Below are 21,188 nucleotides of genomic sequence, written 5' to 3' on the forward strand. Positions count from 1 at the left end.
ACCCACCCGGAGCGCCGCCTCCACGAGTGCCATCCCCGCCGCGGGCGGCAGCACCAGCAGGCAGTCGATCACCGTTCGCGGCAGCGAGGTCGCGGCCAGCCCGCCGATCTCCACCGACTCCCCGGCATGCAGGGACCGGCGGTGCACGATGAGCCGGACGCCGGCCCGGGATTTCGCCGGCGGAGCCCTCGTGACGTGCACCGCCTGCGGGACATCGCCGGGCAGCGGCAGGCCGTGCAGCACCGCGGCGGAGAGATGACTGGCAACGGACCCACCCGCCGGCCCGCTGAGCAGGGCATGAACGGCCGCCCGATGGGCGGCCACCGGGTCCGCTACGCCGAAACCCGGGCGGGCATACACCCCCGGGCTCACCGCGACCAGCTGCCCGGCGCGCAGCGCGCACCGGAGGCGGTAGCCGGATCCCGCGGCCACCAGCTCGGCCCGCGAGAACAGTTGCGGCCCGGCGTGTTCGGCCCGCGCGATCGGGCTCGGTGTCGTCATGGGCCGAGCGTGCGCTCTCCCGGCTCCGGCTGTGGACCTGTCCACCGGGCCACCGGCGGCCCCGACGTGCTGTCCACATCCAGGCGCACCGACTTGACGGGCGCACCGACTTGACGGGCGCACGGACTTGACGGGCGCACCGATAGGCTCCCGCCTCATGAGTGCTGCGACCGCCGACATCATCACCGACGGTGCCTACGGGACGGGCCTTGCCACGGTGACCGCCGACGGCACGGTGCTCGATGTCTGGTACCCCGCACCCGCCCTGCTGATGTCCGGATCGGCGCCCGCCGAACAGCCGGAGCTGCGGTTGGCCGAAGGCTCCGACGACATTCGCGGGGTACGCCGGCAGGTCGTCCAGACCCGCATCACCTCGCTGGCGGACGCCCCCTCCGACACTGCCGACGCCTATCTGCGGCTGCACCTGCTGTCGACCCGGGTGGTCCGGCCGCGGACGATCAACCTGGACCGCATCTTCGCCGTGCTGCCCAACAACGTCTGGACCTCGCTGGGGCCCGTGCCGCCGGAGGACGTCGAACGGGTCCGCCTCGAGGCGGCGATCGCCGGCATCAGGCTGTCGGTGTTCGGCGTCGACAAGTTCCCCCGGATGACGGACTACGTCGTGCCGTCCGGGGTCCGCATCGCGCACGCCGACCGGGTGCGGCTCGGTGCGCATCTGGCCGAGGGCACCACCGTCATGCACGAGGGTTTCTGCAACTACAACGCCGGAACGGTCGGCACCTCGATGGTCGAGGGGCGCATCTCGCAGGGCGTCGTCGTCGGCGACGGGAGCGACATCGGCGGCGGCGCGTCGATCATGGGCACGCTGTCCGGCGGCGGCAAGGAGCAGGTGACGATCGGGGCGGGCTGCCTGCTCGGCGCCAACTCGGGCGTCGGCATCTCGCTCGGCGACGACTGCGTCGTCGAGGCCGGCCTGTACCTGACCGCGGGTACCAAGCTCGTCCTCAAGGACGGTGACGACCGGGTGGTCAGGGCGAGGGAGCTGTCCGGTGCGGCGGGCCTGCTGTACCGGCGCAACTCGCTCACCGGCGGCGTCGAGGCGGTGCCCCGATCAGGTTCGTGGGGCGGGCTGAACAGCACCCTGCACGCGCAGTGAACCCACCCATCGACCTGTGTTCGGATCGTCGCAGCAGGTCACAGGCGTCCGTTTAGGGCGGGTCGAGAGATTCCGGCGGCCCCGTACGGGATACTCGTCGCGTGCCTCCGAGAACCCGCCGTCGCGCCGGCCCCCGGCCGGCGCCTGTCATATCCCAGGACCTGTACACCGAGAAGGCGCTGCACCAGCGTCCGGACAAGGGCGGCGGGGACAAAGGCGGCGGGGACAAACGCGGCGGGGACAAAGGCGGCGGGGACAAAGGCGGCAGGGACAAGGGCGGGGGCAAGAAGCGCAAGCAGGCCGGCACGGTCAACGGCACCACCGAGACCGCGACACCGACGCTGCGCGCCACCCCGTTGCCGACGACCGAACTACCCGATGCCGAGCTGGACGGCAGCACGGCCGACGCGGTCTCCACCGACGGGCAGCCGTTGCTCGCCCCGCCCCGTCCGGCGCCCCGCCGTCCCGGCCTGATCCCCACCGACATCGCCGACACCATCGGGCCGGTGATCGGCAAGGCGGTCGCCGACATCAAGGCGCACGAGGACGGCAGCCGGCGCGGCGGCGACATCGAGGACGTGCACAAGATGCGCGTCGCGACCCGACGGGTCCGCGCGTACCTGAAGGCGGCCCGCCCCGCGCTGGACCGGACGGCCACCGACCGGATCCGTGGCGACGTCCGCGAGCTCGCGGGCACTCTCGGCGTCATCCGCGATCACGACGTGATGATCGACAGGTTGCACACCGAAGCCGGGAAGCTCGGCGACCCGGACACCGGCGCCCTGGAACACCTGGTGAACCGGCTGGAGACCGAGCGGATCCGCGGCCGCGACCAGTTGGTCAGCGAGCTCGACGACCCCTCCTACGGAGCGTTGCTCACCGAACTGGAGGAGGCCGCCGCCCAGCCGCCGGTCGCCGACCCCTGGGCGGACCTGCACGAACTGGCCGCGGACGAATGGTGGACGCTGGAGAAGGCGCACCGCAAACTGCACAAGAAGTTCGGCAAGAACCCACCGGACGACGAGCTCCACGAGCTGCGGATCTACGGCAAGCGGGCCCGCTACGCCGCCGAACTCCTGCACGAAAAGGGTGATACCGCAACTTTTCTCGAGGCGCTCGCGGCGTTCCAGGAGGTGCTCGGCGACCATCAGGACGCCTGCGTGCTCGAGGACCGGCTGCGCGAACTCGTCGACGAATCCGGTGACCCGCGGGCGGGCATCGCGGCCGGCCGGGTGATCGAGGGTTGTCATCAACGAAGGGTCGCGGCCAGGGCGGCCTACCCCGCCGCCTGGAAACGGGCAGAGGCCGCCGGCCGGAAGGCCTTCCCGGGCTGATCCGCGGCGGTCGACGGCGAATCCGTCGGCGCGGGAGGCGTTGCGTACGCTGACGCCTCGTCGTTCCCCGTCCCGAAGGCAGGTCGATGGATTCCTCGTACCGCATCGCGTCCAGCCCGCTTGCCGACGGCGCGGCCGTCGTCCGGGGTGACAGGTACCGGTTCACCGTGCTCACCGACGGCCTGCTGCGGCTCGAGTACTCCGAGGACGGTGCCTTCGAGGACAGGGCGAGCGCGTTCGCCTTGTTCCGGGACCTCCCGGTGCCGCGGTTCAGGGTGGTCGACGGCCCGCAGCACCTGGAGATCGTCACCGACCGCGTCCACCTGGTCTACGACCGCGGCCCGTTCACCACCAGCGGGCTGAGCATCCAGATCCGCGGGAATGTCAGCTCTTACCACAGTGTCTGGCGGTTCGGCGCGGATGCCGGGCTGATCGGCAGCAGGCTGGGCGACACCAATCTGGGTGGCACCGCGCGCACGCTGGACAACGCCGACGGCGCCGTTCCGCTGGAGCCCGGTGTTCTGTCCCGATGGGGATACGCCGTGCTGGACGATTCCCGCACCCCGGTCCTCGACGACGACGGCTGGGTCGCCCCGCGGGACGGCTCCCGCACGGATCTGTACTTCTTCGGCTACGGGCGGGAGTACCGGGAGGCCATCCGGGCCCTGTACGCGGTGTCCGGCCCGACGCCGCTGCTGCCGCGCTTCGCGCTCGGCAACTGGTGGAGCCGCTACCACCGGTACACCGCCGAGGAGTACCGCGCCCTGATGGAGCGGTTCATCGCCGAGGGCATCCCGTTCTCCGTTGCCGTCCTCGACATGGACTGGCACCTCATCGATGTCGACCCGCGGCACGGCAGCGGCTGGACCGGCTACACCTGGAACCGCGAGCTGTTCCCGGACCCCGAGGAGTTCCTCCGCTGGTTGCACGAGCACGGACTGCGGGTGACGCTCAACGTGCATCCGGCGGACGGCGTCCGGGCCTTCGAGGACCTGTATCCGGAGATGGCGCGGGCACTGGGCCGGGACCCGGAACTGGGTGATCCCATCACCTTCGACGTCACGGACCCGGACTTCCTCGCGGCGTACTTCGACGTCCTGCACCGCACCCTGGAGCGCCAGGGCGTCGACTTCTGGTGGATCGACTGGCAGTCCGGGTCGCACTCCCGGATCGCCGGGATCGATCCGCTGTGGATGCTCAACCACTTCCACTTCATCGACAGCGCGCGGGATGACAAGCGCCCCTTGACGTTCTCCCGGTACGCCGGTCCCGGCAGTCACCGCTACCCGGTGGGATTCTCCGGCGACACGGTGGTCAGCTGGGCGAGCCTGCACTTCCAGCCGCAGTTCACCGCCACGGCGTCGAACATCGGCTACGGCTGGTGGAGCCACGACATCGGCGGTCACATGTTCGGCAGCAAGGACGACGAACTGGCCACCAGATGGGTTCAGCTAGGGGTGTTCTCACCGATCCTGCGGCTCCATTCCAGCCTGAGCCCGTTCAACACCAAGGAGCCGTGGCGATTCGGCGCCCAGGCCCAGGCCGTCATGACGACCTACCTCCGGCTGCGTCATCGGCTGCTGCCCTACCTGCACACCATGAACCACCGCGCCGCCCGCGACGGCGCACCGCTGGTGCAGCCCCTGTACTGGTCGCACCCGGAAACGGCCGAGGCCTACGGCGTCCCGAACGAGTTCACCTTCGGGACCGAGTTGCTGGTCGCGCCGATCACCACCCCGGTGGACCCGCGCACCCTGTTGGGGGGTGTCCGCGCCTGGCTGCCCGACGCCGTTTGGATCGACGTTCTCGATGGCCTGGTGTACGACGGCGGCCGGGAACTGATGCTGCACCGCGACCTCGCCGGCATCCCGGTGCTGGCGAAGGCCGGTGCGATCGTGCCGCTGGACGGCCGGAGCGTCCCGCAGAACGAACCCGACAACCCCCGCGCACTCGAGGTTCTCGTGGTGGCCGGGGCCGACGGCAGCTTCACGCTGATCGAGGACGACGGCTCCGGGACCGGAGCGGACGCGGCCGCTGTCGCCCACACGCCGATCGCCTTCGACCAGCGCACCGGCACCGTCACGGTCGGACCTGCGTCGGGCGCGCTGCACTGCATTCCGGACTCCCGGGACTGGCGGATCACCTTCCCGGGCCGGACCGCCGGGGCCGTGACGGTGGCCGTCGGCGGTGCTGCCGCGGATATGACAGTCGAGACAGCCGACGGCAGAACCTGTGTCGATGTCGGCGAGGTTCCCGTCACGGCGACGCTGACGGTCTCGGTCGGAGCGGAACCCGCACTGGAACCCAACGATGTGCCGGGGCGGCTGTTCACCATGCTGGACCGGGCGCAGATCGGGTTCGACCTCAAGCAGCGGATCCAGCTGATCGCCACGTCGGACCTTCCACTGTCCGTTCGGCTCTCGCACCTGCAGGCCCTCGGCCTTGACCGCCCACTGGAGACCGCGGTCGGCGAGATCCTGCTCGCCCGCACACAGCCCGACTGACCGCCGGGGCCCGATCGACCGGAGGTCAGCGCCTCAGCGGCGACCGGTCCACTTCTTCAGCCGCTCCGCGGCGGCGGTCACCTGCTGATCGGCTGCGGTCAGCGCGACCCGGACGAAGTTGGCGCCGCCGTGTCCGTACACGGTTCCGGGGGCGACCAGTATGCCGCGCTCGGCGAACCAGTCGACGGTGCCCATGTCCGATTCGCCGCGGCTGCACCACAGGTAGAGGCCGGCCTCACCGGAAACCTGGAACCCCGCGACATCCAGCGCCTCCTGCAGGAGCTTCCGGCGGTGGCTGTACCGGCTGCGCTGCGCCAGCACGTGTCCGTCGTCGAGCAGCGCCGCCCTGGCCGCGGCCTGCACCGGGGACGGCACCATCGCGCCGAGGTGACGACGGACCGCGATCAGCCGGCGGATCAACTCCGGGTCCCCGGAGACGAAGCCGGCGCGGTAGCCGGCCATGTTCGACCTCTTGGACAACGAATGCACGGCGAGCAGGCCGCGATGATCGCCGCCGCTGACGTCGGGATGCAGGATCGAGACCGGCGCGGCGTCCCAGCCGAGGTCGATGTAGCACTCGTCGGAGGCCACGATGACGTTTCTCGACCGCGCCCAGGTGACCACCTTGATGAGGTGTTCGACGCCGAGCACCCGGCCGGTCGGGTTGGACGGCGAGTTGATCCAGAGCAGCGCCACCCGCTCGGGACCGAGTGCGGTCAACGAGTCGGCCCTGATCGTCCTCGCGCCGGCCATGATCGCCCCGACCTCGTAGGTGGGGTAGGCGAGCTCCGGCACGACGACGACGTCGCCGGCGGACAACCCGAGCTGGGTGGGCAGCGATGCCACCAGTTCCTTGGAGCCGATGGTGGGCAGCACGTTGGCCGGGTCGAGGTCGGGGACGCCGTGCGCGCGCTCGAGCCACTCGCTGTAGGCCCGCCGAACCGCCGGCGTGCCGTGCACCGTCGGGTAGCCCGGCGCTTCCGACGCATCACCCAGTGCGGTCCGCACCGGTAACGGCACCCGGTCGACGGGGGTCCCGACCGACAGGTCGACCAGTCCGTCGGGGTGCGCCGCGGCCTTCGCCTTGGCGGCGGTGAGCCGGTCCCACGGGAACTGCGGCAGCCGGGTGACCGGCGCGACGTTCGCCCGGCCACCCTCCGGCCGCTCGTCCCCCACGGGGTTCAGCTCTCCTCCCCCATCGGGGGGAGCGCGGCCACCAGCGGATCGTCGCGCTGGATCTTGCCGACCTTCGAGGCCCCGCCGGGCGAGCCGAGATCGTCGAAGAAGTCGACGTTGGCCCGGGTGTAATCGGCCCACTCGGCCGGCACGTCGTCCTCGTAGAAAATTGCTTCCACTGGGCACACCGGTTCGCAGGCCCCGCAGTCGACGCATTCGTCCGGGTGGATGTACAGCATCCGGCCACCCTCGTAGATGCAGTCGACCGGACACTCCTCGACGCAGGCACGGTCGAGGACATCCACACAGGGCTCGGCGATCACATATGTCACGTCGGTTCTCCACGCTTGGTCGGCACGCCATGGTGGCGGCCGAGAGGCACGGTCAAGTATCCCCCGAGCCGACGGGTGCTCCGGCCCCGGGTCGACCCGGCGGCGCACCCTGCTGCAGGGTCTGCCGGTCGGCGGCGATGCGCAGCTTCAGCCGCTCTCCCCAGATCAGGCCGACGGTGGCGGCCGCGGCGAGGGCGCCCAGGCCGAGCAGCACCATCACCCGCCACTGACCCTGGATGACGGTGAGCGGCACCTTCGGCAGCAGCGCGTTGTAGCTCAGCACGATCCACACCGACACCGCGAACCACACCACGACCGGGGCCGCGGCCGCAGCGAGCGAACTGGTGAGCCGGTAGCACGCCCGCGGCGCCAGGATCATCGCCGCGACGCCCAGCAGGGCGCTGATCGGCACCGGCATCGACCCGATGTACAGCGGCAGGAAGGCCAGTCCGAGCAGCGCGACGAAACCGGCCAGCAGGCTGACCAGCCCGACCAGCAGCCAGTCGACCGCGCCCACGCCAGCTCTCACCCGAGCCCCGCGAAAACATCGGCCGAGCGCCCGCCGGCAGGCGGCGGCTCCCCCGCCAGCAGCCGGAAGCACTCGACGTCCAGCAGCGGCTGGGCGATGCGGTTCGACAGCGCGAAGCCGCCGGGGATCAACTCGACCTGGGTGGCGTGCGCGGCCAGCGCGGCTGCCCTGGCCGCCTCCGATCCGGCGACGGGCACCGCGAACGCGACGGCATCGTCCTCGGCGAGGAACCCGGTGTCGGCCGCAGCGGCGCGCAGGTAGCCCTCCGGAGGTTCCGCGGCGGAGAAGGTCTCGAACGCCGCGACGGTCGCCGTCCGCGGCCGTACGACGGCCAGCACCCTGCGCACCCGCCAGCCGGCGGCCGACACGGCAGCGAGCGACACCTGATGCGTCGCAACGTGATCGGGGTGCCCGTAGCCGCCGTCGGCGTCATAGGTCAGCAGGACGTCGGGCCGGACGTCGTCGATCACCGCGGAGAGCAGGCCGACCGCCCGGTCGTGATCGGGGCCGCCCGGGGACGCCCTGGCGAACGCCCGCGGGTGCCGGATGGACGGTGTCCCGGCCATCCCGGAATCCCGAAAGGTGCCGACGCCGCCCAGGAACCGGTGATCGACGATGCCCAGCGCCGCGCAGGCCGCCCGCAGCTCGGTGAGCCGGTAGCCGCCGAGCTGGTCAGCGCGATCGGCGACCAGGCCCTGCAGTTCGTCACCGATCACTTCGCCCTGTTCGCCCAGCGTCGCTGTCACCAACGTCACCCGGTGACCGCCGGCGACCGCGCCGGCCAGCGTGCCGGCCATCGTCAACGACTCGTCGTCGGGATGCGCGTGGACGGCGAGCAGGCTGCGGGACACCAGCGCAGCCTAGGTCAGCGCGGCGCCGGCCCTCCGGTCAGACGCCGCTGATCAGCAACGACCGTCCGGTCAGACCCCGCCCAGGTTCGGACCGGGGCCCTGCGTTGCCTGCGTCTCCTTCGCCTTCGTCCGGGCCTCCTGCTCGGTCATGTCGGCGAGCACACCGTCGCGTTCGTCGAGTTCGTCGAGCCCGACACCGGCGGCCAGGATCGCGTCCCGCTCGATGCGCCGGCGCTGTTGCTCGTCGGGATCGGGCACCGGCACCGCGGCGATGAGCCGCTTGGTGTAGCCCTGCAGCGGGTCGTTCAGGATCTGGTCGCGGGTGCCCAGCTCGACCAGGTGGCCGTGGTGCATGACCGCGATCCGCCTGGCCAGGATCTCGACGACGGCAAGGTCGTGCGAGATGAAGATGCAGGCGAAGCCCTTCTCCCGCTGCAATTCCTGGAACAGCTCGAGAACCTTTGCCTGCACGGACACGTCGAGCGCGGAGGTCGGTTCGTCAGCAATCAGCAGCTTGGGCTCCAGGGCCAGCGCCCTGGCGATCCCCACCCGCTGCCGCTGGCCGCCGGACAACTCGTGCGGGTAGCGGTTGCGCATCGACCTGGCGAGCTCCACCCGGTCCAGCAGCTCCTCCACCCGCTTGCCGAGGGCGGCGCCCTTGGCCTCGCCGTGCAGCAGCAGTGGCTCGCCGATCGATTCGCCGATCGGAAGCCTGGGGTTCAGCGAGGAGCCCGGGTCCTGGAAGACGAAGCTCACATCCTTGCGGAGGCCACGCAGATCCTTGGTGTTCACGTTGACCAGGCTGGAACCGACAACGCTCGCCGTGCCCTCGACGATCGGCAGCAGACCCACCAGCGCCCGGCCGATCGTCGTCTTGCCGGATCCGGATTCGCCGACCAGGCCCATCACCTCGCCGCGGCCGATCTGCATCGTCAGGTGCTCGACGGCCCGGAAGGCCGGCGTCCGACCACGCTTCGGGTACTCGATGGCGACATTGACCAGGTCGACGATGGCCTCAACTCCGGGTTCGATGCCCGTCCGGTGCACGTCCTGGCTGACCGCCCGGGAATCGGGTTCGTGCACCTGCACCTTGGTGCCGTCCGCGTCGGTGATCGACCCGAGGTGCGGCACCGAATTCAGCAGCTGGATCGTGTACGGATCCTGCGGCATGTTGAAGACCTGGTTCGCGGTCCCCGACTCGACGATCTTGCCGTCCTTCATCACGAGCACGCGATCCGCCATGTCGGCGACGACGCCCATGTCGTGCGTGATCAGTACGATCGCCGCGTCGATGCGGTGCTTGAGATCCCGCATCAGCTTGAGGATCTCGGCCTGCACTGTGACGTCGAGCGCGGTGGTCGGCTCGTCGGCGATCAGCAGTTCGGGGTCGCAGGCCAGCGACTGGGCGATCATCGCGCGCTGCCGCTGCCCACCGGACAGCTGATGCGGGTAGGAGTCGACGCGCCTTGTCGGATCAGGGATCTCGACCATGGTGAGCAGTTCGATCGCCCTCGCACGGGCCGCCTTGGGCGACATCGCGCTGTGGCTGCGCAGCATCTCGCCGATCTGGAATCCGATGGTGTACACGGGATTCAGCGCCGTCATCGGCTCCTGGAAGATCACCGAGATCTCCCGCCCGCGGATCGAGCGGAGTTCGCGGGCGTCCGCACCGACCAGCTGGCGTCCACCGAGCTGGATCGAACCCTTGACGCTGCTGTTCTTCGGCAGCAGGCCGAGCAGCGACATGGCGGTGGTGGATTTGCCCGACCCCGACTCGCCGACGATGGCCAGCACCTCGCCGCGGTTCAGGTCGAATTCGGCCCCCACGACGGCGGGGTACCAGGTGCCGTCGACCCAGAAATCGATATCGAGGTCACGAACCGAGAGCACCGGGGCGTCGACGACAGTCGTCACGGCTGAACCACCTTCTCCTTGAATGCAACGATGTGCCGATGACGACCGTGTTCCGGCCGACGGCGAGCCGACTGCTGGCCGGCGGGATCTTCGTGATCTGTGTGGTGGTGCTGGTCGCCATGGCGCAGGACCAGGGCCTGTCCGGCCTTGTGCGGCACGGCTGGTGGGTGCTGCTCGCCGGCGTCCTGGGCTGGGCCCTGTTCTGGCGACCGCTGATCGCGGTGGACGACGCGGGCGTCGTGCTGGTCAACGTGCTGCGGACGATCCGCCTGCCGTGGCCGGCCATCGAGGAGATCGACACGAAGTGGTCGCTGACGCTGCGCACCGCGTACGGCAGCTTCGGCGCCTGGGCGGCCCCGGCGCCGGGCCGGCACGGAACCCGCGACGTCACCGAACAGGACGTGAAACACCTGCCCGAGTCCACCTACGGCGTCGGGCACAGCGTCCGGCCCGGCGACACGATGAACAGCCCGAGCGGCCGGGCGGCGGGCGCCATCCGGCGCCGCCTGGAGGAACTCCGCGACGCCGGCCACCTGGACGACCCGCGGCTGGAGTTCGAGAGTGCGCCGGTGCGCTGGCACATCGGCACCATCGCGGCGGTTGCCGTCCTGGTGGCCCTCGGGCTGGCCGGCTCGCTGCTCTGATCCACAGCCCTGAACAAGCGGCATCAGCCGCTTTCCGCGGAGCCGGCCGCGGCCTCCTTCAGGTCCTTCTGCTTCGGCACCCGCTTCTGCCGCGGGTCGAACGCGTCGCGCAATCCGTCGCCGATGAACTGGATGCAGAGCACGATGATGATGATGAAGACGCCCGGCCAGACGAACAGCCACGGCCTGGTGGTGAGCGCACCGGAGTACTGGCTGATCAGCGAGCCGAGCGAGATGTCCGGCGGCCGGATGCCGAAACCGAGGAAGCTCAGCGCGACCTCGGTCAGGATGCCGGCGCCGAGCAGCAGCGTCATGTTGACCACGATGACGCCGACCGAGTTCGGCAGGATGTGCTTGAAGATGATCCGCGCTGAGGACGCCCCGGCCACCCTGGCGGCATCGACGAATTCTCGTTCACGCAATGCGAGGAATTCGGCGCGGACCAGCCGGGCCAGACCGACCCAGAGGAACAGGCCCATCACGATGGCCACCGTCAGGACGCCGCTGGCACCGAGTGCGTAGCCGGCCACGGCGGTGATCAGGATGACCGGGATGATGATGATGGTGTCGGTCAGCCGCATCAGCACGGCGTCCCACCACCCGCCGAAGTAGCCGGATACGGCACCGATCACGACACCGAGCGTGGTGGACAGGATCGCCAGCACGATGATGACGACCATCGTGTTCTGGATGCCGCGCATGATGGCGGCGAACAGGTCTCGGCCGGTCTCGTCCTGACCGAACGGATGGTCGCCGATCGCGAACCCGGTGCCGCCGAAGAACGGCAGCGACAGCGTCGGTTCACCGCGCGGGTTCTGCGGAACAGGGCGGTCGTAAGGCGTCCATTGCCACCAGCCGGGAATGGGGCCGATGCCGATGCTGGTGACCGAGAGCACCAGCACGAAGATCAGCACGATCAACGAGATCATCGCGCCGCGGTGCCGCAGGAATCTCCGCCGGACGATCTGAGCCTGGGAGAGACCGACGGTCTCCTTCTGTTCGAGCGAGACCTCGTCCTCGTCCGGCTCCGGGCCGACGGCCTGACCTGGCGTGTGCGCCAGATCGGGCACTCCGGGAGTGGTTGTCATTGTCCCACCCTGATTCTGGGATCGAGTGCGGCGTACAGCAGGTCCGCGATGATGTTGAAGATGACCGCGATGGTGGCGACGATGAGGAAGAAGGCCATCACCGGGTTGGGATCGCTGTTCAGCAATCCCTGCTGGAACAGCCGGCCCATCGCATCCCACTGGAACACGGTCTCGGTGATGACCGCGCCACCGAGGAGCCCACCGATGTCGAAGGCGACGATCGTGGCGAGCGGGATCATCGCGTTGCGGAACGCGTGCCGCATGATCACCGTCCGCTCGGTGACCCCCTTCGCCCTGGCGGTCCTGATGTAGTCCTGGTTCAGCACCTCGAGCATGCTCGCCCTGGTGTAGCGGGTGTAGCTCGCGAGCGAGATCAGGATCAGCGCCAGCGTCGGCAGCAGCAGGTGGGTGAAGACGTCGACCGACTCGATCCAGAAGTCGCCCTCGAGGCCCTGCTGCGCGTCACCGATGGTCTTGATAGGCCTGCCGCGGATCGACGGGTCGTTGGAGTAGGCGTTCCATGCCTGCATCGCCCGGTCGAGGAAGATGACGGCCGACATGGCCAGCGCGGTCAATGCCCCGGTCCGCGCCGAGAGCGCACGGTCGTCGCCGCCCCAGAGGTAGCCGACCGCGATACCGACCACGATCGCGCTGACCGCGAGCCCGAGAAGGATGAGCAGGCTCATGTTCTCGTAGAACACGAACTGCAGCGGGTACCAGAGGATCAGCCCGATCGCCGCGGTGGTCAGCGCGGTGTTGAGAGCTTTGCGGTTGCGAACGCCGGCCGTCAGTTCCGTGACGCCCAATGCGATGGCCACCCCGATGACGGCGATGACGACCGGGCCGAGGCCGGGATCGAGCAGCCATTGGGTGACCGACATGTAGTAGAAGATGCCGCCCACCACGAGCGCCCCGGCGCCGCCGAACAGCAGCCGTCTGGTTTGGTCGCCACCGATCAGGCTGTAGCCGACCAGACCGGCGATCACCGCCATCAGAATGATGAACCACCAGGGTATGGCGGCCCCCGCGGCGAGGAAGTCGTTGAACTGGATCGCGAAGAATTCCTTGAGCAGCACCGCGACGAAGAATGCGGGAAGCGAGAAGAACAGGAACGTGAAGAAGGTGATGGTGTAGTCGAATCCGGAGTACTGCCGCAGCGCGGTGATGATGCCGATCGCGATACCGATCATGACGGCGAGCACGGTGGCGGCGAGCACCAGTTTCAGCGTGATCAGGATCCGGCCCATGAGGTCGTCTGCGACCGGCTGGTTAGTGGTCACCGAGATGCCGAAATCGCACTGGCCGACGACGCAGCCGGCGACTCCCTTGAGCCAGAGGAAGTACCGCACAACGGGATTGACGTCCAGGTTCAGCGCCGCGGTGAGCGAGGCGATGCGCTGCTCGCGGGCGGTGGGATCGGTGATGCCGTAGGCCGGCGTCAACGGGTCGCCGGCGTTGGCCACCAGGATGTAGACGATGAACGACGCCCCGAGGACGACGAAGAATCCGGCAATCAGCCGCCGAACGATGTAGAGCGCCATATAACGGTCAACTCCTCCACGAGGCGATGGTGGGGCTACCCACGCCGACGATATGCAGACTCTAGGCCGCTTCTCCGCACTTCAAAACCGGGGCCGGCAAGGGCCCAGGAATGGCACAGGGGTGCCGACCTCCGTGATTCGGAGGTCGGCACCCCTGCGGTCGAGCATGGGTCAGGGAGCGGTCCATTCCCAGTAGTTGAACAGCACACCGGGGGCCAGCGTCAGGTCGGAGACACCCTCGACCTTGGTGGTGTTCCAGGCCACCACGTTCGGGAACTGGAAGATCACCGTCCCGAAGGCGTCGTCAACCAGCTGCTTCTCGATGGTGCTCAATTCCTTGAAACGTTCGTCGTCCGGCAGGTCCGAGCCGGTGATGCGATCGAAGGCCTCATCAACAGACTTGTTCGTGTACTGCCCGTAGTTGTTCGACCCGTCGGTGACGTAGTTCGCCTGCGACTCGGCGATGCCGGTCGAGGTGTTCTGCCAGCCGAACAGCGAGGCGTCGTACCCGTCGATGGACGGCAGCAGGGTGCCCCAGCTCGGGCTCTGCTTGTCGACGAGGTTGAAGCCGGCCTCTTGAGCCGACGCCTTCATCAGGTCGTACTCGTTGGACCGCCGCGGGTTGTTCGCCGCGTACAGCAGCCGGACGTCGATCGGGGTCTTGACCCCGGCCTCGGTCAGCAGCTGCTTGGCGCCGGCGATGTCCACCTGGTCGTAGGCGCCCATTCCGTTGGCGTCCGACACGACGTCGTATCCGGGCGCCCCGGGCACCAGGATGAAGGACTCGCGCAGCTGAGCCTCGGGGTTGATCGGCTTGATCAACCGGTCGACGATGTCCTGCCGCGGAACCGTCTTGAGGAAGGCGGTCCGCACCTTGAGCGCCTTCTCCTCGTCACCGCCGTAGGTGGCCGGGTCGAACGGGCCCTTGTTGGCGAAGACCAGGTCGACGTGCTCGTACGTGCCGCCGTCACCGGTCTTCACGTCGATGCCACGGTCCTTGAGTCCGGAGACCGCCTGGTAGATGTCCGCCGTCGCCTGCGGCGAGATGACGTCGATCTCCTCGTTGGTCAGCGCCTGGACGGCCGCCGTCGGGTCACCGATGATCGAGTAGCTGATCTTGTCGATGGACGGGATCGGGCCCCAGTTGTAATCAGGGTTCCGCTCGAACGTCAGGCTCTTCCGCTGCTCGTACGACGTCACGATGTACGGGCCGCTGGACAGGTACAGGCTCTTGTCGGTCGGCAACTGGTCGGTGTCGAAACCGGTGTTCCAGAAGTCGGCGATCGGCTTGAGAGCCTTCTTGTCCTTGTTCTTGAACGCGTCCATCACCGCCTGGTTGGCGGCCTCGGGATCGGTCTCCTTGAGCGCCTTCTGGCCGACCACGTGGGCCGGGATCAGCGTGCCGGCGGCGCCGTTGTTGGCCGGGCCACCGGTTTGGTAGTCGAGGTAGTACTTCGACCAGACGAAGGTGGCGGAACGGCCGTCGTCACCGATCGTCGGGTAGTCCTTGATCAGCGACAGCGACGGATCGAGCTTGTCGAAGGCGATCCCGGCGGAGGGCAGCAGGTTGCCCTCATCGTCGGTCTGTGCCTCCTCGTCGTTGAAGTTGCCGCTCTGTGCCGCCCAGGAGAGCACCAGATCAGCGGCGCCGATCTGCACACCGTCCGACCACTTGACGCCCTCGTTCACGGTGTATTTCACCGTGATCGGGTCGAGCGAGATGATCTCGCAGGTGCCGAACTGATCGTTGTTGATCAGGTTCAGGTCCTGGTCGTAATAGGTGAAGCCGAGGTTGGTGAAGTACTGGATGTTCGAGCTCGCGACCGCGTTGGAGTGGGTCGTGTTGTTGTTGAAGGACAGTGGCGGATCGTTCCACGCCACCCGGACCTCGCCGCCCTTCTTGGCGGGCTCCTCGTACGGTCCGTGCGGAATGCCGCAGCCGGAGCCACCGACCTTCCCGACGTTCTCGGCGCCCGGCAGAGAGGTGGCCGCTGCGCCACCGCTGCTCGCGCCCGAACTGGCCGCCGCACCCTCGGATGACTGCGCCGGCGCAGCAGCGGTGCTGCTGGTCTGCTGACCCGGGGCACCACTGCACGCTGAGATCACCAGCGCTGCCGTGGCTGCGAGAGCAGTGAAAGCCACTGCCCGAGTTTTCCTCATTGACATTCCTCCTTGTGACAGCCTTTGCGCACGGCGGATGGGCCACTGTTGACCGAACCCGCTAGGTGCGACGCGCGTCACCTTCGTGTCTGACCCAAGAGACCTTACGAGTTGTCCCAGCATCTGAGCGCACGAGGCCCGGAAATCGTGACCCAAGGGTGATGGTCGGGGCGCTGTCGCACCTCAAAACCGTGCAAAGAACCGCAAACGCCGACGTCGGCAACGAAGTATTCACACGTTCTGCTGCCAAACGAGACGATCTTCGGTCGATCGAGCGACTGCGTTGAGTCATCGAGCACAGGCAGTTCTGACGCTGCGTAGCCATGCAGCGAATCCGACACGGACGGCGCCACCGGTGTGCGACCCTGGGACGTGACCTTCTTGCCCCTGCGCAGGGCGCGGAACGCCGACGTGTTCGTCTTCCGCCCACGGACCGGAATCGCCGCATGCGCACTGTGGGCGCTGCTGGGGGTCGTCTGGATCGCCGCCGCGGCGCAGTCCGGCGGATGGGCGCTCGCGCTGAGCCAACTGCCGCTGGTCGGCCTGGCGTCGACCGTCGTGTACGCCGCCTGCGGCCGGCCACGGGTCATCGTCGGGCCCGACGATGTGGTGCTCCGCAACGTGGTGCGTGACGTGACCGTTCCCTACTCGGCGATCATCGACATCCAGACCAGGTACACCCTGACGCTGACCACAGCGGACGGCGCCCGTCACCAGGCGTGGGCCGCGCCGGCGAGCGGCCGGTTCGGGGCCGCTCGGGTCACCGAGGAGGAACGCAAGACGCTCGGCTGGTCCGGCCCGGTGCACGAGATCCCGGCCAGCGCCGGCCTGCGCAGTGACGCCGGTGCGGCGGCGGTCGCCATCAGGCGCCGCTGGCAGCCCCTTCTCGATGGTCCGCCACAGCCGCCCGGTCAGGTCCGGATCGCTTGGGCCACAGGCATACTCGCGGCACTGGCGATCTTCGCCGGCGGCCTCCTGCTGTCGATCCTGCTGTAGCACAGATCGGTCAGCCCTGACGCAACGGCCCGGTGGCTGTTCCGTCCTTGAGTTTCTGCGCCGGATCCGGCGCGGGCGCATCCGGGGAGGCGGCGTCCTCCGCCGCACTGATCACCCCGGCGGCCAGCATCGCCCGCCGGTCCTCGCGACGGATCTGCTGTTCCGCCGGATCGGGCACCGGCGCCGCGGCCAGCAGTCGCTTCGTATACGGATCCTGCGGGCTGCGCAGAATCTGTTCCCTGGTGCCGATTTCGGCCAGCATGCCGCGGTGCAGCACCGCGATCTGTTTCGCCAGGATCTCCACCACCGCGAGGTCGTGGCTGATGAACAGGCAGGCGAATCCGTACTCGGCCTGCAGGTCCTTGAACAGGTCGAGCACGTGCGCCTGGACTGACACGTCCAGCGCGCTGGTGGGTTCGTCGGCGACCAGCAGGTCCGGGCCGAGCGACAGCGCCCTGGCGATGCCGACCCGCTGTCGCTGGCCACCGGACAGCTCGTGCGGGTAGCGGTACCGGTAGTCCTTGCGCAGCCGGACGGAGTCGAGCAGACCCTCGACCCGGCCGGCGAGCTCGGCCTTGCGGAGCTTCTCGTGCAGGAACAGCGGCTCGCCGATCGATTCCCCGATCGTCATCCGCGGGTTCAGCGATGACGCAGGATCCTGGAAGACGATCGCCACCTTGCGCCGCATCGGCATCAGGTCGCGCTGCGACATGCCCTTGATGTCGGTGCCGCCGATGTTGATCGACCCCTCGGTGATCGGCAGCAGGCTGGCCACGGCGCGGCCGATCGTGGACTTGCCCGACCCCGACTCCCCCACCAGCCCCAGCACCTCGCCCTGCGGGATGGCAAAGCTGACCTTGTCCACCGCGCGGAATGCCGGCACCCGACCGCGGCCCGGGTACTCCAGCACCAGGTCGACGACCTCCAGAGCAGGTGTCCCCGGCGGGGTGACCAGCTCCTCCTCGATCACTCTCGGGGCCGCCTCGGTGCCGAGGTGCGGGACCGCGGCCAGCAGGTCCTGCGTATAGTGCTCCTGCGGATTGCCGAAAACCTCTGCGGCGCTGCCGGTCTCGACGATATGACCTTCGCGCATGACGACGACCCGGTCGGCCAGATCGGCGACCACACCCATGTCGTGGGTGATCAGCAGGATCGCCGAATCGAGCCTGTGGTGCAGATCCCGCAGCAGGTCGAGGATCTCGGCCTGCACGGTCACGTCCAGCGCCGTCGTCGGCTCGTCGGCGATCAGCAGCACCGGATCGCACGCCAGCGCCATCGCGATCATGATCCGTTGCCGCTGGCCGCCGGAGAGCTGGTGCGGGTAGAGGTTGTAGCGACCCTCCGGGTCCGGTAGGTCGACCAGCCGCATCAGCTCGAGGACGCGCTCCTGGGCGGCCTGCGGCGTCATGTCGAAGTGGCTCAGCAGCACCTCGTTGACCTGGAACCCGACGGTCAGCACCGGATTGAGCGCTGTCATCGGCTCCTGGAAGATCAGCCCGACGTCCTTGCCGCGCACGGCGCGCAAGGTCGCCTCGCGGGCACCGATCAGCTCCTTGCCCTGCAGCGTCGCGCTGCCCTTGATCCGGGCGTTGGGCGGGAGCAGCCCGAGGATCGACATCGCCGACACGGACTTGCCGGAGCCGGACTCGCCGACCACGGCCAGCACCTCGCCGTGGTTGATGTCGAAGCTGACGCCCTCCGACGCCATCGCCCAGGTGTCCTCGATGCGAAACTCGACACCGAGATCACGCACCCGCAGGATGGCGTCCCGCGGTCCCGGATCCGCTGTCGCTGAATGGGTTTCGAATACGTCGTCAGCCGGCATCGTCTTCCTCAGGCCTTGGCGCGGTTCTGGCGCGGGTCGAACGCATCGCGCAACCCGTCACCGATGAAGTTCACGGACAGCGAGATCAGCACGATGAACACACCGGGCCACCAGAACAGATACGGCCGCACGTCCATCGCCTGCCGGTATTGCTGCAACAGCAACCCCAACGAGATGTCCGGGCTCTTCACGCCGAAGTTGAGGAAGCTCAGGGCCGTCTCGAGCAGGATCGCACCGGAGATCGCCAGCGTCGCGGAGACCGTGATGACGCCGATGGTGTTCGGCAGGATGTGCCGGAAGATGATCCGCCGACTGGAGGCCCCGACGGAACGCGCGGCGTCGACGAACTCCTTCTCCCGCAGCGACAGGAACTCACCGCGGACGATGCGGGCCAGCGACGTCCAGGTCACGAACCCGAGCAGCACCGCAAGTCCGATGACGCCCGACCCGCCGATCTGGCCGGCGATCACCGCAGCGATCGCCAACAACGGGATGGTGATCATCACGTCGGTGAAACGCATCAGGACGGACTCGACCCTGCCGCGGTAGTAGCCGGATACCGCACCGATGATGGTCCCGATGATCGTGCTGACGATGCCGACGATGAAGGCGATGATCAACGACTGCTGAAGCCCCCGCATTGTCAATGCGAAGTAGTCTCGACCCTCATTGTTCTGGCCGAACGGATGGTCCCCCCAGGCCGGCGGGAAGATCGACAGCGTCGGCGCTCCGCCGTTGGTCAGCGTCCGCTCGAAGTCGGTGTAGTCGTACTTCCACCAGCCGGGGATCGGGCCGAACCCGATCGAGCTGAAGGCCAGCAGGATGATCAGCGCCAGCACGATCAACCCGGCGCGGGCGGCCTTGTGGCGGAAGAAGCGCCGGGCGATGATCCGGAACTCGGTTTTCGCGGCGACCGGCCGGATCGGCCCCGGCCCGAAACCCGATTCAGCGAGCTCGTTGTCGACGCCGACGAGGGTGGCCATCTCGAGTTCGGTCGCCGGGACGTTCGGTGCCGGCGTTCGCTCCGCGTCCTGTTCGGAGTCGGAATCCCGAGAAGGATGGGACTGGGGGTCGGAATCGATGTCGCGGGCCATCATCACGCCAATCGGATGCGCGGGTCGAGGTAGGCGTACGCGATGTCGGCGAGCATGTTGAACAACACGATCGCGGTCGCGGACACCAGGAAGAAGGCCATCACCGGGTTGGGGTCGATGTTGGTCAACGACGTGGTGAACAGCTTGCCCATGCCGCTCCAGCCGAAGACCGTCTCGGTGACGATGGCCCCGGAGAAGATGCCGGCGAAGTCGAACGCCATCAATGTGGCGAGCGGGATGAGGGCGTTGCGGAACGCGTGCCGGACGATGACCGTGCGGTTGTTCAGGCCCTTCGCCCTTGCCGTCCGAACGTAGTCCTGGCCCATCACGTCGAGCATGCTGGCCCTGGTGTAGCGGGTGTACAGCGCGAAGGACGCGAGCATCAGCGCGAACGTCGGCAGGATCAGGTACATCAGATAGTCCAGCTGGACCACCCAGAAGTCCGCGTTCAGGTTCGGCGTCGCCGAGCCGGTCGTCTTGATCGGCCGGCCGCCGGTGGCCGCGAACAGCGCGGGATAGGCCCGCAGCAGTTGGTCGACAACGACAAGGATCGTCAGGGTGAAACCGGTGACCCCACCGACCCGCATCGCCAGCCGCCGGGCGGGGTTCCCGAGGAACCAGCCGACGGCCATCCCGATGGCGATGAATGCCAGGCCGATCGCGAACACGATCAGCCAGTCCGCGTCGGCGAGAACGCTCTGCAGGGCGAAGGCGATGGCGGTGCAGATCACCACCGTCGCGAGTGACGACACCAGCACGGGCCGGCCGCGGTGGTGCAGCCCGGCGAACAGGGCGGTCCAGCCCACCGCGGCACCGGCGCCGAAGACGAAGATGCCGAGGATCCCGAAATAGGGCTCGACGAAGAAGTCGGTGGTCAGCAGCACGTACATCACGGTGCCGGTTGCCAATGTGCCGATGCCGAACACCGTCAACGCGCGGCGCCGATCGCCGCCGATGATCAACGCCCAGAGCAGGCCGACGACCACCGAGAGCAGGGCTATCCCGCCGACGGTCATCACCGGGTTGTTCAGCCAGGTGTTCAGATCGATCGCGACGTACTGCTTGAGCAACGTGGAGATCCAGAACACCGGAAGCGAGAAGCACAGGAAGGCAACGAATGTCACGCCGTAGTCGAAGACGCTGTACTGGCGGAGCGCGGTGACGATGCCGGTGACGACACCGAGCAGCAGCGCCAGGATCGTCGCGACGACCACCAGTCGAAGGGTCGAGCCGATCGCCGTCTGCAGTTGCGGCAGCACCGCTCCGCCGTTGCGGTCACTGCCGAGTGTGCACTCGCCGCCGAACGGCGTGATGCACCGGGCGACGTCCTGCAGCCAGAGCAGGTATCGGACCCAGACCGGTTGGTCCAGGTTGAGGTCCTGCGTGCGCTGCGCGATCTTGGCGTCGCGCTGCGGCCCGCGGAGTTCCAGCAGGTCCTGCAGCGGGTTGCCCGAATAGGCGACGAGGAAATACGTCAGGGCCGTCGAGGCCAGCAGGATGAAGAACGAGACGACCAGCCGTCTCACCACGAAGACCAGCATCGGCCTTCCTTCCAGGTCGAGTGCGCAGTGTGATGCGGAGT

General features: G+C 68.4%; 17 protein-coding genes. 5 read left to right on the top strand and 12 right to left on the bottom strand.

Going from position 1 to position 21,188, the window contains the following annotated elements; genetic code table 11:
* Positions 1-501, bottom strand: a 501-nt coding sequence (locus ACVBEQ_RS25305) for a type IV toxin-antitoxin system AbiEi family antitoxin domain-containing protein (RefSeq protein WP_447156207.1), incomplete at its 3' end; no start/stop codon positions are given.
* A gap of 157 nt (positions 502-658) precedes the next feature.
* On the opposite strand from ACVBEQ_RS25305, the gene dapD reads away from it, so the two are divergent.
* The 3 genes from dapD (at position 659) to ACVBEQ_RS25320 (ending at position 5,456) form a co-directional block, all read left to right on the top strand.
* Positions 659-1,618: a 2,3,4,5-tetrahydropyridine-2,6-dicarboxylate N-succinyltransferase gene (dapD, locus tag ACVBEQ_RS25310; protein ID WP_447156208.1), complete on the top strand. Its 960-nt coding sequence runs from the start codon at positions 659-661 to the stop codon at positions 1,616-1,618.
* 101 nt (positions 1,619-1,719) lie between these two features.
* Positions 1,720-2,952 (top strand): CHAD domain-containing protein, encoded by a 1,233-nt coding sequence (locus ACVBEQ_RS25315; protein WP_447156209.1) that lies wholly within the window; start codon positions 1,720-1,722, stop codon positions 2,950-2,952.
* 86 nt (positions 2,953-3,038) lie between these two features.
* Complete coding sequence (locus tag ACVBEQ_RS25320; protein ID WP_447156210.1) at positions 3,039-5,456, top strand: glycoside hydrolase family 31 protein; 2,418 nt, start codon at positions 3,039-3,041, stop codon at positions 5,454-5,456.
* Between the two features lie 33 nt (positions 5,457-5,489).
* Here ACVBEQ_RS25320 and dapC read toward each other — a convergent pair whose 3' ends face one another.
* The 5 genes from dapC to ACVBEQ_RS25345 form a co-directional block, all read right to left on the bottom strand.
* Complete coding sequence (gene dapC / locus ACVBEQ_RS25325) at positions 5,490-6,632, bottom strand: succinyldiaminopimelate transaminase (RefSeq protein WP_447156211.1); 1,143 nt, start codon at positions 6,630-6,632, stop codon at positions 5,490-5,492.
* 5 nt (positions 6,633-6,637) lie between these two features.
* A complete protein-coding gene (gene fdxA / locus ACVBEQ_RS25330) occupies positions 6,638-6,964 on the bottom strand; it encodes a ferredoxin (protein ID WP_447156212.1) in 327 nt (108 codons plus the stop codon).
* Between the two features lie 52 nt (positions 6,965-7,016).
* Positions 7,017-7,493 carry a hypothetical protein gene (locus ACVBEQ_RS25335; RefSeq protein WP_447156213.1) on the bottom strand — a complete coding sequence of 159 codons (477 nt, stop codon included), beginning with the start codon at positions 7,491-7,493 and terminating at the stop codon, positions 7,017-7,019.
* On the bottom strand, positions 7,490-8,344 hold the full coding sequence (gene mshB, locus ACVBEQ_RS25340) for an N-acetyl-1-D-myo-inositol-2-amino-2-deoxy-alpha-D-glucopyranoside deacetylase (protein ID WP_447156214.1): 855 nt from the start codon (positions 8,342-8,344) through the stop codon (positions 7,490-7,492). Before mshB ends, ACVBEQ_RS25335 begins: the two co-directional genes overlap by 4 nt.
* Positions 8,345-8,413: 69 nt before the next feature.
* Positions 8,414-10,258 (bottom strand): ABC transporter ATP-binding protein, encoded by a 1,845-nt coding sequence (locus tag ACVBEQ_RS25345; protein ID WP_447156215.1) that lies wholly within the window; start codon positions 10,256-10,258, stop codon positions 8,414-8,416.
* A gap of 38 nt (positions 10,259-10,296) precedes the next feature.
* Between ACVBEQ_RS25345 and ACVBEQ_RS25350 the strand changes: the two genes are divergently transcribed.
* Complete coding sequence (locus ACVBEQ_RS25350; protein ID WP_447156216.1) at positions 10,297-10,902, top strand: PH domain-containing protein; 606 nt, start codon at positions 10,297-10,299, stop codon at positions 10,900-10,902.
* A gap of 23 nt (positions 10,903-10,925) precedes the next feature.
* Here ACVBEQ_RS25350 and ACVBEQ_RS25355 read toward each other — a convergent pair whose 3' ends face one another.
* The 3 genes from ACVBEQ_RS25355 to ACVBEQ_RS25365 all read right to left on the bottom strand — a co-directional run bounded on the left by ACVBEQ_RS25355 (position 10,926) and on the right by ACVBEQ_RS25365 (position 15,673).
* On the bottom strand, positions 10,926-11,990 hold the full coding sequence (locus ACVBEQ_RS25355) for an ABC transporter permease (RefSeq protein ID WP_447156217.1): 1,065 nt from the start codon (positions 11,988-11,990) through the stop codon (positions 10,926-10,928).
* Entirely contained in the window at positions 11,987-13,531 is a 1,545-nt protein-coding gene (locus ACVBEQ_RS25360) for an ABC transporter permease (RefSeq protein ID WP_447156218.1), read from the bottom strand. The genes ACVBEQ_RS25355 and ACVBEQ_RS25360 overlap by 4 nt, the downstream gene beginning before the upstream one ends.
* 171 nt (positions 13,532-13,702) lie before the next feature.
* Positions 13,703-15,673 carry an ABC transporter family substrate-binding protein gene (locus ACVBEQ_RS25365; RefSeq protein WP_473163205.1) on the bottom strand — a complete coding sequence of 657 codons (1,971 nt, stop codon included), beginning with the start codon at positions 15,671-15,673 and terminating at the stop codon, positions 13,703-13,705.
* Between the two features lie 390 nt (positions 15,674-16,063).
* Here ACVBEQ_RS25365 and ACVBEQ_RS25370 point away from each other — a divergent pair, with 390 nt between their 5' ends.
* Positions 16,064-16,687: a PH domain-containing protein gene (locus ACVBEQ_RS25370; RefSeq protein ID WP_447156220.1), complete on the top strand. Its 624-nt coding sequence runs from the start codon at positions 16,064-16,066 to the stop codon at positions 16,685-16,687.
* Positions 16,688-16,697: 10 nt separating this feature from the next.
* On the opposite strand, the gene ACVBEQ_RS25375 is transcribed toward ACVBEQ_RS25370, so the two are convergent.
* Genes ACVBEQ_RS25375 through ACVBEQ_RS25385 form a run of 3 tightly spaced genes read right to left on the bottom strand, consistent with a single transcriptional unit; the run spans position 16,698 to position 21,147 of the window.
* Complete coding sequence (locus ACVBEQ_RS25375) at positions 16,698-18,512, bottom strand: ABC transporter ATP-binding protein (protein WP_447156221.1); 1,815 nt, start codon at positions 18,510-18,512, stop codon at positions 16,698-16,700.
* An 8-nt stretch (positions 18,513-18,520) separates the two neighbouring features.
* A complete protein-coding gene (locus ACVBEQ_RS25380) occupies positions 18,521-19,609 on the bottom strand; it encodes an ABC transporter permease (RefSeq protein ID WP_447156222.1) in 1,089 nt (362 codons plus the stop codon).
* Positions 19,609-21,147 (bottom strand): ABC transporter permease, encoded by a 1,539-nt coding sequence (locus ACVBEQ_RS25385; RefSeq protein ID WP_447156223.1) that lies wholly within the window; start codon positions 21,145-21,147, stop codon positions 19,609-19,611. Before ACVBEQ_RS25385 ends, ACVBEQ_RS25380 begins: the two co-directional genes overlap by 1 nt.
* Positions 21,148-21,188 lie beyond the last annotated feature (41 nt).

It is taken from the genome of Nakamurella sp. GG22, assembly GCF_052976845.2.

Coding starts and splice junctions, on each gene's coding strand:
- ACVBEQ_RS25385 (WP_447156223.1), bottom strand. CDS start 21,147: ATGCTGGTCTTCGTGGTGAGACGGCTGGTCGTCTCGTTCTTCATCCTG.
- ACVBEQ_RS25320 (WP_447156210.1), top strand. CDS start 3,039: ATGGATTCCTCGTACCGCATCGCGTCCAGCCCGCTTGCCGACGGCGCG.
- ACVBEQ_RS25355 (WP_447156217.1), bottom strand. CDS start 11,990: ATGACAACCACTCCCGGAGTGCCCGATCTGGCGCACACGCCAGGTCAG.
- ACVBEQ_RS25350 (WP_447156216.1), top strand. CDS start 10,297: ATGACGACCGTGTTCCGGCCGACGGCGAGCCGACTGCTGGCCGGCGGG.
- ACVBEQ_RS25375 (WP_447156221.1), bottom strand. CDS start 18,512: ATGCCGGCTGACGACGTATTCGAAACCCATTCAGCGACAGCGGATCCG.
- dapD (WP_447156208.1), top strand. CDS start 659: ATGAGTGCTGCGACCGCCGACATCATCACCGACGGTGCCTACGGGACG.
- ACVBEQ_RS25380 (WP_447156222.1), bottom strand. CDS start 19,609: ATGATGGCCCGCGACATCGATTCCGACCCCCAGTCCCATCCTTCTCGG.
- ACVBEQ_RS25360 (WP_447156218.1), bottom strand. CDS start 13,531: ATGGCGCTCTACATCGTTCGGCGGCTGATTGCCGGATTCTTCGTCGTC.